This is a genomic window from Salinicola lusitanus, from assembly GCF_038648475.1.
GTDB lineage: Bacteria > Pseudomonadota > Gammaproteobacteria > Pseudomonadales > Halomonadaceae > Salinicola > Salinicola lusitanus.
Genome location: NZ_CP151919.1, coordinates 4,376,678 through 4,392,608 on the forward strand (window position 1 = coordinate 4,376,678; position 15,931 = coordinate 4,392,608).

The window sequence follows — 15,931 nt, forward strand, 5'->3', positions numbered from 1 at the left end:
GTCACGAAGGGGTCAGAGCGCCTTGGCGGCCGAGTAGCCGAAATCGTCCTCGCTGCCGAGCACGTTGCGCAGGGGGCGGCCCAGCGCTGGCAGGTCGATCTCGTAGCGGTCGCCCGGTTCGACGACGATCTTGTCGGCGAAGCTCAGCGTCGCGGTCCCGAAGAAGTGCACGTGGACATCTCCCGGGCGGCGGAAATTGCGATACTTGAAGTGGTGATGTTCGAGATTGGCGAGACTGTGGGCCATGTTGCCCTCGCCGGTCAGGAACGGCTTTTCCCACAAGGTACGGCCGTCGCGGACGATGCGGCTGGTGCCCTCGAGGTTGGCCGGCAGCTCGCCGACGAAGAGTTCCGGCCCGAAGCTGCAGGCGCGCAGCTTGGAGTGCGCCAGCCACAGGTAATTGAAGCGCTCGGTGACATGGTCGGAGAATTCGTTGCCGATGGCATAGCCGACCCGCCAAGGCTGGCCGTCCCTGCCGACGACGTAGAGGCCGGCCAGCTCCGGCTCCTCCCCGGCATCTTGGGCGAACGATGGGCTGGGGATCTCGGTTTCCGGCGCGACCACGCAGTCGCCGTCTCCCTTGTAGAACCACTCCGGCTGCGGCCCCACCTCGCCCGCGCTCGGCTTGCCGGCTTCCACGCCCATGCGGAACATGCGCATCGAATCGGTCAACTCGCTTTCGTCGACCTTGTCGGACGGCTGCATGGCGGCGGCGTGCATCGCCGAGCGCGTATCGGCGCTGCCCAGGTGCGTCAATCCGGTCCCGGTCACCAGACAGTGCGCCGGGTCTGGATGGGTCAACGGCGGCAACAACCGGCGCTCCTCGACCAGCCTGGCGTAGTCGAGCCGGGTTTCGGTCAATGCAGCCTCGACCACGGTGGTCAATGAGTCGCCGTCGGCGATGGCGCGCTTGGCCAGACCGTAGACACCCTCGTCGCCATCGACGACCTGGACCTCATGTTCGTCGACGACCATTGCCACGGTCAGGCGGTCATCGTTCAGGCACTGAATCAGGCGCATCGGCACTCTCCTTGCATCGATCATCGGTCACTGTCGCCAACGTCCCGGCGGCCCCCCTGGCAGCAAATCGTGCATCGTCGCCGCGCGGGCCTTGTGCCACTGCGGCACAGCGACCACCATTTATCATCACTGGCATATGTTGAACATATAAAAAATAAGTACAACATAGACTTTCGCAGCAAATACGTTGGCCGCCAACCGGCGTAATCTGCATCTCAAAGGATCTCGGTCGCTGACCTCACGCTATCGGTTTTTTGACCGATGATGTTGAAAATGGAGATAAAAAGAGCGCTGGTCGGAGCATGGTCTGTTGCCGTCCATGCGTCCATTCTGCAGCGCCGATTGATGACTATTATACCAATGTCTAGCCAATACGTTTATTGCACTCAATGGTCATAAACCATAGTTTCAGTGAGCGACAGACCGATTACGTGGCGGTAAAAAAACCAAAACGCCAACAACACCCCTCCCCAAGGAGACACGCCATGAAGACATCCATCAACAAGCGTCATCTCGCTGGATTACTGGGATTGTCCCTGCTGCTGCCGCTGCCGGCACTGGCCGACTATCCCGAAAAGCCGATCACGCTGATCGTCCCCTGGGCGGCTGGCGGCGGCACCGATGCAACTGCGCGGACCATCGCCGCCGCGCTGGAGGAGGAGCTGGGGCAGACCGTCAACGTGGTCAACCGAACCGGCGGTAGCGGCGTGGTGGGACACACTGCCATGGCCATGGCCAAGCCCGATGGCTACACGCTTGGCCTGATCACCGGCGAGATCAACATGATGCACTGGCAGGGGCTGACGCAGCTGACCTACAAGGACTACACCCCCATTGCCCAGATCAACTACGACTACGCCGGCATACAGGTGGCCGCGGATGGCCCCTTCGACTCGGTCCAGTCGCTGGTCGACAAGATCGGGGCCGAGCCCGCGCGAACTTACACCGCGTCCGGCACCGGCCAGGGCGGCGTGTGGCACCTGGCCTTCGCCGGCTTCCTGCTGGACCAGGGTATGGAAGCCGACCGTGTCTCCTGGATTCCCAGCCAGGGCGCCGCGCCGGCGATGACCGAGATGGCGGCGGGTAGCATCGACATCGTGCCCAGCTCGGTTCCCGAAGGCCGCTCGATGATCGAGGCCGGCAAGGCCAAAAGCCTGGCGATCATGGCGCCGGAGCGGCTCGCGAGCTTCCCCGACGTCCCCACGCTGAAGGAGGCGATCGGTAGCGATTACACCATCGGTGAGTGGCGCGGCATCGCCGGCCCCAAGGGGATGGACCCGGAGGTCGTGAAGACCCTGGAGACGGCCATCGAGGCCGCCTACAACAGTGACACCTACCAGAACTTCATGGCCAAGCAGGGCTTCGGCACCGAGTGGCGCGGGGCGGACGATTTCGGCCAGTTCATGGCCGAGCAGGACGAACGCTTCGGCAAGATCGTCGAGCAGGTGGGACTGGCCAAGTGATCCAGCGACCCGAACGGGAGATGACTGCATGAGAGACTTCCTGCTCGGGCTGGCATTCGTGATCGGCGGCGGCGTGGTCATCGCCGTCGCCCAGACCTACCCAACCATGCCGACACTCCAGTTCGGCCCCTCGCTGTTTCCCTCGCTGATCGGCGGGGGCATGGTGATCGGCGGACTGGTGCTGGCACTGACCCGGGTGGGCCAACTCAGGATCGCGTTCGCCGGCCCCCGTGCCCAGACACCACGATACGATTACCGCGGCCTGCTGATCTCGCTGCTGCCCTGTGCGCTGATCGTCTTCTATATCCTCGCCAGCGAGTGGCTGGGCGCGCCCTTGTGCATGGCGGTGAGCATGCTGATTCTGATGCTGCTGCGCGGCGCCAGACCGTGGCTCTCGCTGATCGTGTCGCTGGTCGTCGCGACGGCGATCTACCTGCTGTTCTCACGCTATCTGCTGATTCCGCTGCCGGAAGGCACCCTGCTGTCTCAAATCCTACCCTAGCCTGGTGATTGCCCATGGACTCCTTTCTGCAAGGCCTGGCAATGGTGTTCAACGTCCAGACGATGCTGGTCATCGTCGCGGCGGCCGTCTTCGGACTCTTCGTGGGCGCCATTCCCGGCCTGACCGCCACCATGGCGGTAGCGCTGCTGGTGCCGATCACGTTCTACATGGATGCCACCCCGGCCATTGCCGCCATCGTGGCCACCTCGGCCATGGCGATCTTCGCCGGTGACATACCCGGCACCTATCTCAACATTCCCGGCACCCCGGCTTCCGCCGCTTATGTCGGCGAGTCCTATCGTCTCGCCCAGAAGGGCCGCGCCCGGGAAACGCTGGGTACCAACCTGGTCTGCTCCGTCATCGGCGGGCTGTTCGGCACCTTGGTACTGGTGTTCGTCTCCCCCTCGCTGGCCGAAATGGCGCTCAATTTCAGCTCGTTCGAATACTTCTGGCTCGCCCTACTGGGCCTGAGCAGCTCGATCTTCATCGCCATCGGTTCCCGGGTCAAAGCGTTCCTGTCGTTGACCGTCGGCCTGCTGCTCTCCACGGTCGGTCTGGACATGATGAGTGGCGCGCCGCGCTTCACCTTCGGCGTCCCCGACCTGATGGCCGGCATCAATTTCATCCCGGTGATGATCGGCATGTTCGCGCTCAACGAGATCATGATGTTCTACGGCTCGCGGGCCGAGGCGCGCAGCGTCCCGGTGATGGCCAAGGACAGCGTGTTCGCCGGCGCGCCAAAGCACGTCAAGACCTACTGGCGCAACGTCCTTCGCGGCAGTTCGCTGGGCACGCTGATCGGCGCGCTGCCCGGCGCGGGTGCGGATATCGCGGCGTGGATCGCCTACGCGCTGGGCAAGAGCCGCTCCAAGGAGAAGGAGAAATATGGCACCGGCCATATCGAAGGCATCGTCGACGCCAGCTCCGCCAACAACTCCGGCATCAGCGGTGCCTGGGTACCGGCGCTGGTGTTCGGCATCCCCGGCGACACCATCACCGCCATCGTCATCGGCGTGCTCTACATGAAGGGCATGAATCCGGGGCCGACGATCTTCATGAACGGCGGCGGCCAGGTCTATGCGCTGTTCACGGTGTTCTTCGTCGCCAACCTGATCATGCTGCCGATCGGCTACCTCGCCATCCGCGCCTCCAAGGTGTTCATCCTGACTCCACGCAAGCTGCTGATGCCGGTGATTCTCAGCTTCTGCATCGTCGGCGCCTTCGCCATCAACAATTCGATCACCGATATCTGGATCATGCTGATCATCGGGATGGTGGCCTTCGTGCTGGCCCGCAATGACTTCCCCATGGCACCGGCGATCCTGGGCCTGGTGCTCGGCGGCACGCTGGAGAACAGCTTCATGAGTTCGATGCTGAAATCCAACGGCGATCTGCTGGCCTTCTTCGAACGGCCGATCAGCGCCGCCCTCGGCGCGCTGGTCATCCTGATCTGGCTGCTGCCCTCGTTGATCCGGCTGGTCCGCCGGCTGCGCAGCTCGCCACAATCCAGTCACAAGCCGAGGTCCTCATGACACGCTACGATGCAGCCGACCTGCGCACCACCCTGGCCACGCTCTTCACCGAGAACGGCGCCTCGCCGGAAGTGGCGGAAACCACCGCAAGGATTCTGGTCGAGGGCGACCTGCTCGGTCACCATACCCATGGCGTGAAGCTGGCCAACGGTTATCTCAAGGACCTCAAGGCGGGACATGCCAGCGGCGACCACAGCCGGCTCGAGATCCAGGAGAACAGCCCGGTCGCGGCGCTGTTCGACGGCCACTACCTGCTGGGACCGTACCTGGTGCAACGGGCGCTGGATCACTGCCGCGACGCCGCCGCCACCTTCGGGATCGGCATGGTCAGTCTCAAGCGCTCCCATCACATCGCATGCCTGGCGGCGTACCTCCAGCCGCTGGTCGAGGCCAATCTGGTTCCGCTGATATTGACCTCGGACCCGGCGGTCGCCTCGGTCGCACCGTTCGGCGGCCTGGATCGGGTCTACACGCCGAACCCGTTGGCCATCGGTATCCCGGGACGCGAGCAGCCGCTTCTGATCGACGTCAGCATGTCGACCATCACCAACGGCACCGTGGCCAAGACCCGTGCCGCCGGCGACAGGCTCGACCACCCGGCGATTCTCACTGGTCACGGCGAGATCAGCGACGACCCCGAGGACTATTTCGCCTCCCCGGAGGGAAGCATTCTGCCCCTGGGCGAACTCGCCTTCGGTCACAAGGGATTCGCGCTGGGGCTGATGGTCGAAGCCTTGACCTCGGCCCTTTCCGGCTATGGCCGCAAGGACGCCCCGGAAGGCTGGGGCGCGTCGGTGATGGTCATGGTGATCGATCCGGCCCGTTTCGGTGGCGTGGAACCCTTCCTCGACGAGACCGACCATCTCGCCAGACGCTGCCTCGGCAGCCGGCCACGCGATCCCGATCGACCGGTCCGCCTGCCGGGTCAGTCCGGCCTCGCCCGTCGCCGGGACTATCTGGACAACGGCATTCCACTGCCATCGGACGTGGTGGAGGCGATGCGCGAGGCCGTGGCAGACTCGTCGCTATCGGGCAGTACCGCGTTCGGCTGATGCCACCCCACTTTCTCTCGACTCGACAGGAGCTCACCGCGACATGGCCCCATTCAACGATTCCGACTCCGTTTCCCCGCAGCGCCAGGCCGGGTACTGCCTGCCCGACGATGCCGATCGCGCTCTGCTGGTGGGTCGCGTCTGGCTGAAGAGCGCCGGCGGCCGGTCCGGGCCGGCGCCGGTGGCGCTGCGCGGCGATACGCTGGTCGATCTCTCCCGCCACGTGGCCACCATGGCCGACCTGCTGGAGCGCGAAGACGCGACCTGGCTCGTGCGCGAAGCGCCGGGCGATAGCATCGGCACGCTCGACGAGATCCTGGCCAACAGCGTGGCCGATACGCCGAAGTCCCCCTACCTGCTGGCCCCCTGCGACGTGCAGGCGATCAAGGCCTGCGGCGTGACGTTCGCCGTCAGCCTGCTGGAACGGGTCATCGAGGAGCAGGCCGGTGGCGACCTCAAACGTGCCGCCGAACTGCGCGAGGAGATCCAGGCGCTGATCGGTGGCGACCTGTCGCGGATCGAGCCCGGCTCGGCGGAAGCGATGGCACTCAAGACCGAATTGCAGGCACGTGGCGGCTGGTCGCAGTACATGGAAGTGGGGATCGGCCCCGACGCCGAGGTGTTCTCCAAGGCGCAGCCGCTGTCGGCCGTCGGCCATGGTGCGCGGGTCGGCCTGCACCCCGCGTCCCAATGGAACAATCCGGAGCCGGAGATCGTGCTGGCGGTGGACGCCGAGGGCCAGGTCCGCGGCGCGACCCTGGGCAATGACGTCAACCTGCGCGACATCGAGGGCCGCAGTGCCCTGCTGCTGGGCAAGGCGAAGGACAACAACGCCTCCTGCTCGATCGGCCCCTTCATTCGCCTCTTCGATGAGCACTTCGGCATCGACGATGTCCGCAACGCCCGGGTCTCGCTGCGCATCGAGGGGGCGGACGACGACTTCGTGCTGGAGGGCGAGAGCGACATGCGCGAGATCAGCCGCGATCCGCTCGACCTGGTCGCGCAGACCTACGGTGCGCACCATCAGTATCCCGACGGCTTCATGCTGTTCCTCGGCACCATGTTCTCGCCGATCCAGGATCGGGATGGCGAGGGCCAGGGCTTCACCCACCACGTGGGCGACCGGGTGACGATCTCGACGTCCAGGCTGGGCGCGCTGACCAATGTCGTCGATCGCAGCGATCGGCTTCCCCCCTGGACCTTCGGTATTCGCGCGCTACTGGCCCACCTCGGCCAGCGCTGACATCGATCACGAACACACCGCCCATCGCGAGAACGCAGCGAGTGCCGCCGCCGAGCCGGCGGCGCTCAGGCGTCGTCGCGCATCAACAGGATATCGATGAACTCGCCGACCACGTCCGATATCTCTTCCCCCTTGCGGGTCAGGACGCCGTAATAGCCCAGCGGCTCGCCGATCACCAGCGGTAGCGCGGTGAATTTACCCGCCGAGATCGCGGTCTTGAGCACCGACGTCGGCAGCAGCGCAATGGCGTCCGATGAGCTCACCAGTTGCAGCGTCGTCTGTGTCGACGTGGTTTCCACCACGTTGCGGGGCGACGACACGCCGGCTTCGGCCAGAGCGACTTCGAACAGGCCCCGCATCGGGCTGCTCATGGGATGCAGGACCCAGGGCCAGCGCACGATCTCGCCGAGCCCGGGGAGACGTTGGCACAGCGGGTGCTCCGCCCTGACCACGATCGAGACGGGCTCCGCCTGCAGGGGCATGAAGTCGAACAGATGATGCTGGGCGTGCTCCGTGACTCGCCCGAGCACCACGTCCAGGCGCTTGTACTCCAGGTCCGCCAGCAGCCGGTCGCTGGAGTTCTCGAACAGGCTCACCGCCAGCTGTGGGCGTCGCGCCTTGATCGAGGTGATCGCCTTGGGCAGCAACAGCGGTGCCGCGCCCGGCACCGAGCCGATGACGAGCTTGCCGTACCCCCCCTCCCGCAGCGATACCAGATCGTCGATCAGGCGGTCGGTGTCGTTGAGGATGCTGCGGGCGTAGCGCACCAGCAACCGCCCGGCGTCGGTGATCTCCATGTGGCGAGGCTGACGATAGAAAAGCGTCATGCCGAAGAAGGTCTCGATGTCCTTCAGCATCTTGCTGGCCGCAGGCTGACTCATGTTCATATGGCGAGACGTGGCGTGAAGATTGCGACTTTCGTCTAGCGTGACGAGCAGTACGAGATGCTTGATTCGCAACCAGCCCTTGACGTGAATACGACTATCGTTGGACATCAATACCACCCCGTATAATCCTTTGGTCAAAAACAATAACCCTCGGTTATCGGGGTTGCAAAAAAAACGATTAGCCACCGATCTCGAGCGCCGATTAGGCTACCGAATGACCCACGAAAGATGGCTCGTACTTTCGACGGATATTCCCAAATGACGTTTTTTATTTTTGAAAAATAGAAGACAAAAAACAGGGTGACTTTCCGGTATTGAAAGTCGTCGAGGGTACCCACTCTCCATCCCATACTCTCCAGGCAAGGAATCTTCTCGGCATGCCCACGATTCAACGCGTCGAAGTTCAGGACATTCGCTTTCCGACCTCCCGCGAGCTGGACGGATCGGATGCGATGAACGCCGCGCCGGACTATTCAGCCACCTATGTCATTCTGCACACCGATGCCGATGACGGCATTACCGGCCACGGCCTGACCTTCACCATCGGCCGCGGCAACGAGATCTGCGTGACCGCCGTCGAATCGCTGGCAACGCGCCTGGAGGGGCGTTCGCTGTCGGACATCACCGCCGACATGGGCGCTTACTGGCGGGAACTCACCAGCGGGGACAGCCAGTTGCGCTGGCTGGGGCCGGAAAAGGGCGTCATTCATCTGGCCTGCTCGGCGATGATCAACGCGATCTGGGATCTGTGGGCCAAGCGGGAAGGCAAGCCGGTGTGGAAGCTGCTGGCCGACATGACGCCAGAGGAGCTGGTCCGCTGTCTCGATTTCCGCTTCGTGACCGATGCGCTGACGCCGGAAGAAGCGATCGGCCTGCTGCGCCGCCAGGCGCCGACCAAGGCCCAACGCGAGGCCCACCTGCGCGAGCACGGCTACCCCGGCTACACCACCTCGGCCGGCTGGCTGGGCTACTCCGAGGAGAAGATGCGGTCGCTGTGCCGCCAGGCGATCAGCGATGGCTGGGAGCACTTCAAGCAGAAGGTCGGCGGCGACATCGAGGAGGATCGACGGCGGGCCCGCATCCTGCGCGAGGAGATCGGCGAGGAGCGGCTGTTGATGATGGACGCCAATCAGATGTGGGACGTCGACGAGGCGATCGCCAACATGCGTCGGCTGGCCGAGTTCCGGCCACACTGGATCGAGGAGCCGACCAGTCCGGACGACGTGCTCGGTCACGCCGAGATTCGTCATCGGCTGTCGCCGATCGGTGTCGCTACCGGCGAGCACTGCCACAACCGGGTGATGTTCAAGCAGCTCTTCCAGGCAGACGCCATCGATTTCTGCCAGCTGGATGCCGCCCGCCTGGGTGGACTCAACGAGGTGCTCGTGGTGCTGCTGATGGCCGCGAAGTATGACATCCCGGTCTGCCCCCACGGCGGTGGCGTGGGCCTGTGCGAATACACCCAGCACATCTCCATGTTCGACTACATCGCCGTTTCCGGTTCGCTCGAGGGTCGCCTGCTCGAGTACGTCGACCATCTGCACGACCATTTCATCGACCCGGTCAGGATCGATCGCGGGCACTATCAGCTACCCGATGCCGCCGGCTACAGCGTCACCATGAAAGCCAGCTCGCTCGATGCCCACCGGTTTCCCGGCGGCAGCGCCTGGCAGCAGTAGCCTCGTGCGCCGGACGCCCGCCACCCAGAGCATTCGGACGTCGCCAACGCGGGCGTCGCCATGCCGCAAGTCACTCACGCGATTCATGCCACTCACGCGATAAGCACCAACAACGTTATGGAGCCGAAGATGACAACAATCACATCCTTCCCCCACACGACACGCCATAGACGGACCCGTTCCCGGTTGACGACGCTGATGGTGGCGACGGTCCTCGGTCTGACCAGCCTTTCTGCCGTGGCGGCGACCGAGATGCCGCCAATCCCGGAAGTCACCGGTGATGTCGTCGAGGGCGACGGCAACGACTACAACCTCAAGTTCAACATCGGCCTGACCCAGTCCAGCGCGCAGTATCGCGGCCTGGAGTATTTCAAGAAGATCGTCGAGCAGCGCAGCGACGGTCATATCCAGGTGCAGACGTTCCATAGCGCGCAGCTGGGCGACGACCTGCAGTCGGTCAGCGCGCTGCAGGCCGGCACGCTGGAGATGACGGCGCCATCGACCTCCCCCATGGTCAGCATGTTCCCGCAGTTTGCCGTCTTCGACCTGCCGTTCCTGTTCCCGACCCCGGAAATCGCCGACAAGGTACTGGACGGGGATATCGGTCAGCAGATGCTGAAGGACGCCTCGACGAAGGGACTGGTGGCGATCGGCTGGGCCGAGAACGGCTATCGCCAGTTGACCAACAGCAAGCTGGCGGTGACTTCCCCCTCGGACCTGGATGGCTTGAAGGTCAGGACCATGCAGAACCCGATCCATCTGGATATCTGGCGCACGCTCGGCGCCAACCCGACCCCGATGTCCTTCGCCGAACTGTTCACCGCGCTTGAGCAGGGTGTCGTCGACGGCCAGGAGAACCCGTGGATCACCATCGAATCCTCCAAGTTCAATGAAGTGCAGCAGTACGCGACCGAGACCAACCACGTCTACACGCCGTTCATCACCCTGGTGTCCGAGCGCTTCTGGAACCGGCTGCCGGAGAGCTATCAGCAGCTGCTGCGCGAGGCGGCCAAGCAGATGGGCGACTACGAGCGCCAGGTCAGCCGAACGCTCAATGACCAGATCAAGCAGGAGTTGAAGGAACAGGGCATGCAGATCACCGAACTGACGCCCGAGCAGATCGCGACCTTCCAGGAAGATCTGGCACCAGTCTACGACGACTGGCGTGACAAGATCGGCGGCGACTTGATCGACCGTATTCGCGCTGAGTCCCAGGCTCAGTAAGTACCGGTTCGCCGCAGGCGCCGACTCGCGCCTGCGGCGAGTGCGTGATCACGGAGGTCATGATGAGTGCCCACTCGCCTTCCGCCCGGGGTCTCCTGGGCTGGCTACGCCAAACGCTGGAAATCGCTGCCGGGCTACTGGTGCTGGGCGTGGTGTTCTGCGTCACGGCCAACGTCTTTGGCCGCTTCGTTCTCAACTATTCCTACACCTGGGCCGAGGAACTCTCCCGGGTGCTGTTCATCTGGCTGGTGCTGCTCGGCGCCGGCGTTGGCAGTCTCGGCAACGAGCACGTGGCGGTCACCTTCTTCCGCGACAAGGCGCCCGCCGGACTGCGCAAGGCCGCCGTGCTGCTGAGCATCGCCATCGTCTACATCGTCTGTATCTGCATCCTGCTGGGCTTCAATGACGTCATCTCGGGCTATACCAGCGCCACGCCGATGCTGGGCATACCCCAGACGTTCCTGTACAGCGCCATGCCGGTGATGGCGATCCTGACGATCATCGCCAACACCATCGCCCTGTTCTCCCTGTTCCGGAGCAAGACATCATGATCCTGTGGAGCATTCTGATAGGGCTGGCCATCTGTATCGTCATCGGCATGCCGATCTCGTTCGGTCTCGCGGCCATCAGCCTGTTCATCTTCTTCGAGTCCGGCTACGCGCTCTCGCCGATCGTGGCCCAGGCGGTCAACGGCCTGGACTCCTTTCCGCTGCTGGCCATCCCGCTGTTCATCCTGGTCGGGGAAGTCATGAGCGCCGGCGGCATCGCCACCCGCCTGGTGCGACTGGCCAGCGCCCTGGTCGGGTTCGTGGCCGGCGGCCTGGGCCAGGTCGCGGTGCTGACATCGATGTTCTTCGGCGGCATCAGCGGCTCGGCCGTGGCCGACGCTTCCGCCGTCGGCAGCATGATGATCGAGCCGATGAAGCAGCATCGCTACAGCGCACCGCTGGCGACGGCGATCGTGGTGGCCGCCTCGGTCGTCGGCATCATCATCCCGCCCTCGATCCCGATGATCCTGTTCGGCGTGGTCACCAACACATCGATCTCGCAGCTGTTCATGGCGGGTATCGTACCGGGCATCCTGATCACGCTGGGGCTGGCGGTCACCACCTACGTCCAGTCGCGCAAGAACGGCCGCGGCCAGCCCTTCTCGGTGCCCGAGCTGTTCGCCGCGTTGAAGGAAGCGCTGCTGGCGCTGCTGCTGCCGGTGATCATCGTCGGCGGGATCCTGTCCGGCGTCTTCACCCCGACGGAGAGCGCGGCGATCGCGCTGGTCTACGCCTTCGCGGTCTCTTTCTTCATCTACCGTAGCCTGACGCTGAAACGTTTCTTCGAGCTCTGTATCGCCACCGGCAAACTGACCGGCGTGGTGATGCTGCTGCTGGCCTTCGCCAGCGTTCTCGCCTGGCTGCTCACCGCCAACATGATCCCGCAGCAACTGGTGGTCAGCCTGTCCGCGATCACCGAGAACAAGCTCCTGCTGCTGCTGATCCTGTCGGGTTTCCTGCTGATCGTCGGCTTCTTCATGGATCTGACGCCGGCGATGGTGATCCTGGCGCCGCTGATGACGCCGGTGGTGGTCAAGCTGGGCATCGACCCGGTCTATTTCGGGGTGCTGATGTCGTTCATCCTGGGGATCGGCCTGATCACGCCTCCCGTGGGTACGGTGCTCTACGTCGGCTGCGGCGTCGGCAAGGTCGGCATGGAGAGCCTGGTCAAGAGCCTGCTCCCCTTCTACTTCACCTTGATCGGCCTGCTGGTGCTGTTCCTGCTCTTTCCTCAGGTCGTCCTCTGGTATCGCTGATGCCAGCCGGTTTCGACGACGATGAGTGGCTTCGATAACGTTTCGAGAGGTGATGCATGACCATTCAAGCCACGCTGATCGACGAGCTGGCCGTGATGCTGGGCCAGGGGGGGTTGCTGACCGACATCGATGACATGGCGCGCTATTGCGTCGACTGGCCGGGCTACCGTGGTGGCGCCCCCCTGGCAGTGGCGCGGCCGGCGACGACGCGCCAGGTGGCCGACGTGGTGCGCTACTGTCATCGACACGACATCCCGCTGGTGCCCCAGGGGGGGCACAGCGGCCTGGTGGGCGGCGCCCTGCCCGATGGCGAGCGGCCGGAACTGGTCGTCAGTCTCGAGCGGATGACGGCGGTCCGCGACGTCGATCCGATCAATTTCACCATGAGCGTGGATGGCGGCTGCGTGCTGCAGTCGGTCAAGGATGCCGCCGAGGCGGTGGATTGCGATTTTCCGCTCTCGCTGGGTGCCCAGGGCAGCTGCCAGATCGGCGGCAACGTCTCGACCAACGCCGGCGGCCTCAACGTGCTGCGTTACGGCATGATGCGACAGCTGGTCCTGGGGCTGGAGGTGGTGCTGCCGGATGGTCGGATCTACAACGGCATGAAAGCGCTGCACAAGGACAACACGGGCTACGATCTCAAGCAGCTGTTCATCGGTGCGGAGGGCACGCTCGGCATCGTGACCGGGGCGGTCCTCAAGCTGTTTCCCCGCCCCCAGGTCAGTCGCAGCGCGCTGCTGGCCTGCCCCAGCGTGGCTGCCGTGCTCGAACTCTACGCGCTGGCGCGACGCAGTTGCTGCGACCTGCTGACCGCCTTCGAGCTGGTGCCGCGCACCTGCCTCGAACTCGCCATGGAGGCCGCCCCCGACCTGCGCGACCCGCTGGACGCACCGGCGCCCTATTACGTCTTGATGGAAGCCAGCGCCAGTGGACCGGCGGACCTGGACAGCATGATCGAGAGCCTGTTCGAGCGCGGGCTCGAGACCGGCCGGCTGACCGATGGAGTGCTGGCCACCAGCGAGGCGCAGGCCGGCAATCTCTGGCGCATTCGCGAAGCCATGCTGGAAGGCCAGCGCAATCGTGGCGAGCACCTGCGCACCGACGTCTCGCTGCCGATCTCCTCGTTGAACACCTTTCACGAGCGCGCCACCGAGGAGATCGGGACATTGTGCCCGCAAGCGACGATCATCGCCTACGGCCATATCGGCGACGGCAATCTGCACTTCAACATCCTGCCGCCCCCGGAGCTCGGCCCCGACGAGCGCTCGTCGCTGCTGCATGAGCTGGAGGAGCGCCTGTTCGAGATCGTCGCCGACTTCGATGGCAGCATCAGCGCCGAGCATGGCATCGGCCGCTTCAAGCAGACCGCCTTCCTGGAGACGCTGTCCGAGCCGGAATACGACATCATGCGCGGCCTGAAGCGGCTTCTGGACCCCCGTTACCTGATCTCCCCTGGCCGGATTCTGCCCCGCCCCGTCGAATGAATCGGCCCCGCCCGCGCACACTTCTTTCAGGAAGCGACTCATGCAAGATTCCCCTGTCGAGAAAGATCGTCACCTAGAGGATGTCCAGACCGTCGGCTTTCTCGGAACCGGCATCATGGGGGCCCCCATGGCGGCCCGCCTGGCGGATGTCGGTCATCGCGTCCGGGCCTGGAACCGCACGCCCGACAAGCTGGCACCGCTGCAGGCCGCCGGCGTGGTCGCGGCTCCATCCCCCGAGGCGGCCGTCCACGATGCCGATGTGGTCATCGTGATGCTGAGCGCGGGCCCCGTCTGCGACGAGATCCTGTTGGGCGAAACCGGCATCATCGCCGCGATGCGGCCCGGCAGTTGCCTGATCGTGATGAGCTCGATCCCGGTGGAGACCGCCAAGGGGCAGGCGGACGCCGCCGGCCTCCACGGTGTCGACTACCTCGACGCACCGGTCTCCGGCGGGGAGCGCGGCGCCATCGAGGGCACGCTGGCGATCATGGTCGGTGGCGAGGCATCCGTTTTCGAATGCCATCGCCCGCTGCTGGCAACCCTTGGTCGCCCCACCCATGTCGGGCCCGCCGGGAGCGGCCAGCTCGCCAAGCTCGCCAACCAGATGATCGTGGCCAACACCATCGCCACCGTGGCCGAGGCGCTGCTGCTGGTGGAGCGTGGCGGGGCCGATCCCGCGCAGGTGCGTCAGGCGTTGATGGGCGGTTTCGCCGACTCGACCATTCTCGAGGTTCACGGCCAGCGCATGCTGGAGGAGAGTTTCCTGCCCGGCGGTGCCGCGAAGTGGCAACACAAGGACACCCAGACGGCGATGGCGCAGATGGCTCGCCTGTCGCTCGACCTTCCCATGAGCCGTCAGGCCGATGCGCTGTTCGGCGACATGCTGGCGAACGGCGATGGCGAGCTGGATCACAGCGCGCTGATCCGGGAGTTGCGCCGACGAAACGGGATGCCGGTCGATTGAGCTCACGACACGTCGGGCAGCCGGCGACCTGCCCGGTCAGCGCTGGCTCAACCAGCGCAGATACCCAGGCTCCCTCAGTTCGCCGGCATGCCGGAAGTTGGCCAGGCGTTCCTGGACCAGTGCCTCGGAGTCCCTGATGTGCCGGTGAAGTGCGTCGCTGGCCTGCGCGGCGCGCCGCTGCTGCATCGCTTCGAAGACCTGCCGATGTGCAGCGAAGAAAGGGTCGCCCGGCGGCAGTTCGATCTCGCCTCCCAGCAGATGCTTGCTGATCAGCAGGATCGGCCGGGTGCGCTGAAGCATGGTCAGGATCTCGGCGTTGCCGCCCTGCTCCAGCGCCTCGTGATGCAGGTCGTTCTCCAGCGCATCGAGCTGGCTGGCCTCGATTCGAGGGTAGCTGGCCTGGGCTTGATCCAGGCGATCCAGATAGCGCTGAATCGCCTTGTCCGCGATTCGCTCGCAGGCCCGCGCGATCATGAACGGCTCCAGCTGACGCCGCGCATCGTAGAGTTGATGCAGTCGATCGTCGTCCAGCGGCACCACGTTCCAGCTACTGTACTTGACCTTCTCGACGACACCGAGAGACTGCAGCTGCAGCAGAATGCGGTAGGTCGTGGCGCGGCTGACACCCAGTGACTTGGCCAGTTGCAGCTCGTTGAGCTCGAGTCGGCCTTTCATCGAGCAGAGGACGACGTCGTGCTCGACCCGTTCCGCCAGCGCGCGCCAGGAGTCCGTCCGCTTGACGGAGGCGCGGCCGCCTGCGGCCCGGAAATCGGCCGCCGTCAGCGAGCGGCGCACGATACTCCCCGGTGCCCGCCCCACCAGGAACCCGCGGCCGTCGAAACGGCTGATGGCGCCCTCGTCGTGCAGCCGCCCCAGGGTCTGGCGCACCGGCGAACGGCTCATCCCGAAGATATCGGCGATGTTGCCCTCGAGCAGCACCAGGCCGGGCTCCAGATGGCCACTGGCCATGCTGCGCAGCAGGGCCTCGTAGAGTTGATCCTTGAGCGTCTTGGTCATCGAACTGATCCCGCCACGTTTTCGGTGGACCTGAATCGGGAACGTGCCACGATTCAGCAA

At 64.6% G+C, this 15,931-nt stretch carries 14 protein-coding genes; 11 read left to right on the plus strand and 3 right to left on the minus strand.

The window, feature by feature from the left end; translation table 11 throughout:
• Window positions 1-12: 12 nt before the first annotated feature.
• On the minus strand, window positions 13-1,020 hold the full coding sequence (gene araD1, locus AAGT95_RS19745) for an AraD1 family protein (RefSeq protein ID WP_342594876.1): 1,008 nt from the start codon (window positions 1,018-1,020) through the stop codon (window positions 13-15).
• 485 nt (window positions 1,021-1,505) lie between these two features.
• Between araD1 and AAGT95_RS19750 the strand changes: the two genes are divergently transcribed.
• Genes AAGT95_RS19750 through AAGT95_RS19770 form a run of 5 tightly spaced genes read left to right on the plus strand, consistent with a single transcriptional unit; the run spans window position 1,506 to window position 6,812 of the window.
• Window positions 1,506-2,483, plus strand: coding sequence for a tripartite tricarboxylate transporter substrate binding protein (locus AAGT95_RS19750; RefSeq protein ID WP_342594877.1), 978 nt, complete (start codon window positions 1,506-1,508; stop codon window positions 2,481-2,483).
• 28 nt (window positions 2,484-2,511) lie between these two features.
• The gene (locus AAGT95_RS19755; protein WP_110598368.1) at window positions 2,512-2,985 is read left to right on the plus strand and encodes a tripartite tricarboxylate transporter TctB family protein; all 474 of its coding nucleotides are present in this window, start codon (window positions 2,512-2,514) and stop codon (window positions 2,983-2,985) included.
• 14 nt (window positions 2,986-2,999) lie between these two features.
• A complete protein-coding gene (locus AAGT95_RS19760) occupies window positions 3,000-4,517 on the plus strand; it encodes a tripartite tricarboxylate transporter permease (RefSeq protein ID WP_110708435.1) in 1,518 nt (505 codons plus the stop codon).
• Complete coding sequence (locus AAGT95_RS19765; protein ID WP_342594878.1) at window positions 4,514-5,569, plus strand: Ldh family oxidoreductase; 1,056 nt, start codon at window positions 4,514-4,516, stop codon at window positions 5,567-5,569. Before AAGT95_RS19760 ends, AAGT95_RS19765 begins: the two co-directional genes overlap by 4 nt.
• Before the next feature lie 43 nt (window positions 5,570-5,612).
• Window positions 5,613-6,812, plus strand: a complete 1,200-nt coding sequence (locus tag AAGT95_RS19770) for a fumarylacetoacetate hydrolase family protein (protein ID WP_342594879.1) — start codon at window positions 5,613-5,615, stop codon at window positions 6,810-6,812.
• A gap of 65 nt (window positions 6,813-6,877) precedes the next feature.
• Here the strand turns inward: AAGT95_RS19770 and AAGT95_RS19775 are convergent, their stop codons facing one another.
• A complete protein-coding gene (locus AAGT95_RS19775; protein ID WP_198655730.1) occupies window positions 6,878-7,807 on the minus strand; it encodes a LysR substrate-binding domain-containing protein in 930 nt (309 codons plus the stop codon).
• A gap of 269 nt (window positions 7,808-8,076) precedes the next feature.
• Here AAGT95_RS19775 and AAGT95_RS19780 point away from each other — a divergent pair, with 269 nt between their 5' ends.
• The 6 genes from AAGT95_RS19780 (at window position 8,077) to AAGT95_RS19805 (ending at window position 14,854) form a co-directional block, all read left to right on the plus strand.
• Window positions 8,077-9,378 carry an L-fuconate dehydratase gene (locus tag AAGT95_RS19780; protein WP_342594880.1) on the plus strand — a complete coding sequence of 434 codons (1,302 nt, stop codon included), beginning with the start codon at window positions 8,077-8,079 and terminating at the stop codon, window positions 9,376-9,378.
• A 129-nt stretch (window positions 9,379-9,507) separates the two neighbouring features.
• Window positions 9,508-10,602: a TRAP transporter substrate-binding protein gene (locus tag AAGT95_RS19785; protein ID WP_342594881.1), complete on the plus strand. Its 1,095-nt coding sequence runs from the start codon at window positions 9,508-9,510 to the stop codon at window positions 10,600-10,602.
• A 62-nt stretch (window positions 10,603-10,664) separates the two neighbouring features.
• On the plus strand, window positions 10,665-11,153 hold the full coding sequence (locus AAGT95_RS19790; protein WP_342594882.1) for a TRAP transporter small permease: 489 nt from the start codon (window positions 10,665-10,667) through the stop codon (window positions 11,151-11,153).
• Entirely contained in the window at window positions 11,150-12,406 is a 1,257-nt protein-coding gene (locus tag AAGT95_RS19795) for a TRAP transporter large permease (RefSeq protein ID WP_110598376.1), read from the plus strand. The genes AAGT95_RS19790 and AAGT95_RS19795 overlap by 4 nt, the downstream gene beginning before the upstream one ends.
• 56 nt (window positions 12,407-12,462) lie before the next feature.
• Window positions 12,463-13,890, plus strand: coding sequence for an FAD-binding oxidoreductase (locus tag AAGT95_RS19800; RefSeq protein WP_342594883.1), 1,428 nt, complete (start codon window positions 12,463-12,465; stop codon window positions 13,888-13,890).
• A gap of 40 nt (window positions 13,891-13,930) precedes the next feature.
• Window positions 13,931-14,854, plus strand: a complete 924-nt coding sequence (locus AAGT95_RS19805) for an NAD(P)-dependent oxidoreductase (RefSeq protein ID WP_342594884.1) — start codon at window positions 13,931-13,933, stop codon at window positions 14,852-14,854.
• Between the two features lie 36 nt (window positions 14,855-14,890).
• On the opposite strand, the gene AAGT95_RS19810 is transcribed toward AAGT95_RS19805, so the two are convergent.
• Complete coding sequence (locus AAGT95_RS19810) at window positions 14,891-15,871, minus strand: GntR family transcriptional regulator (RefSeq protein WP_342594885.1); 981 nt, start codon at window positions 15,869-15,871, stop codon at window positions 14,891-14,893.
• Between the last annotated feature and the right edge of the window lie 60 nt (window positions 15,872-15,931).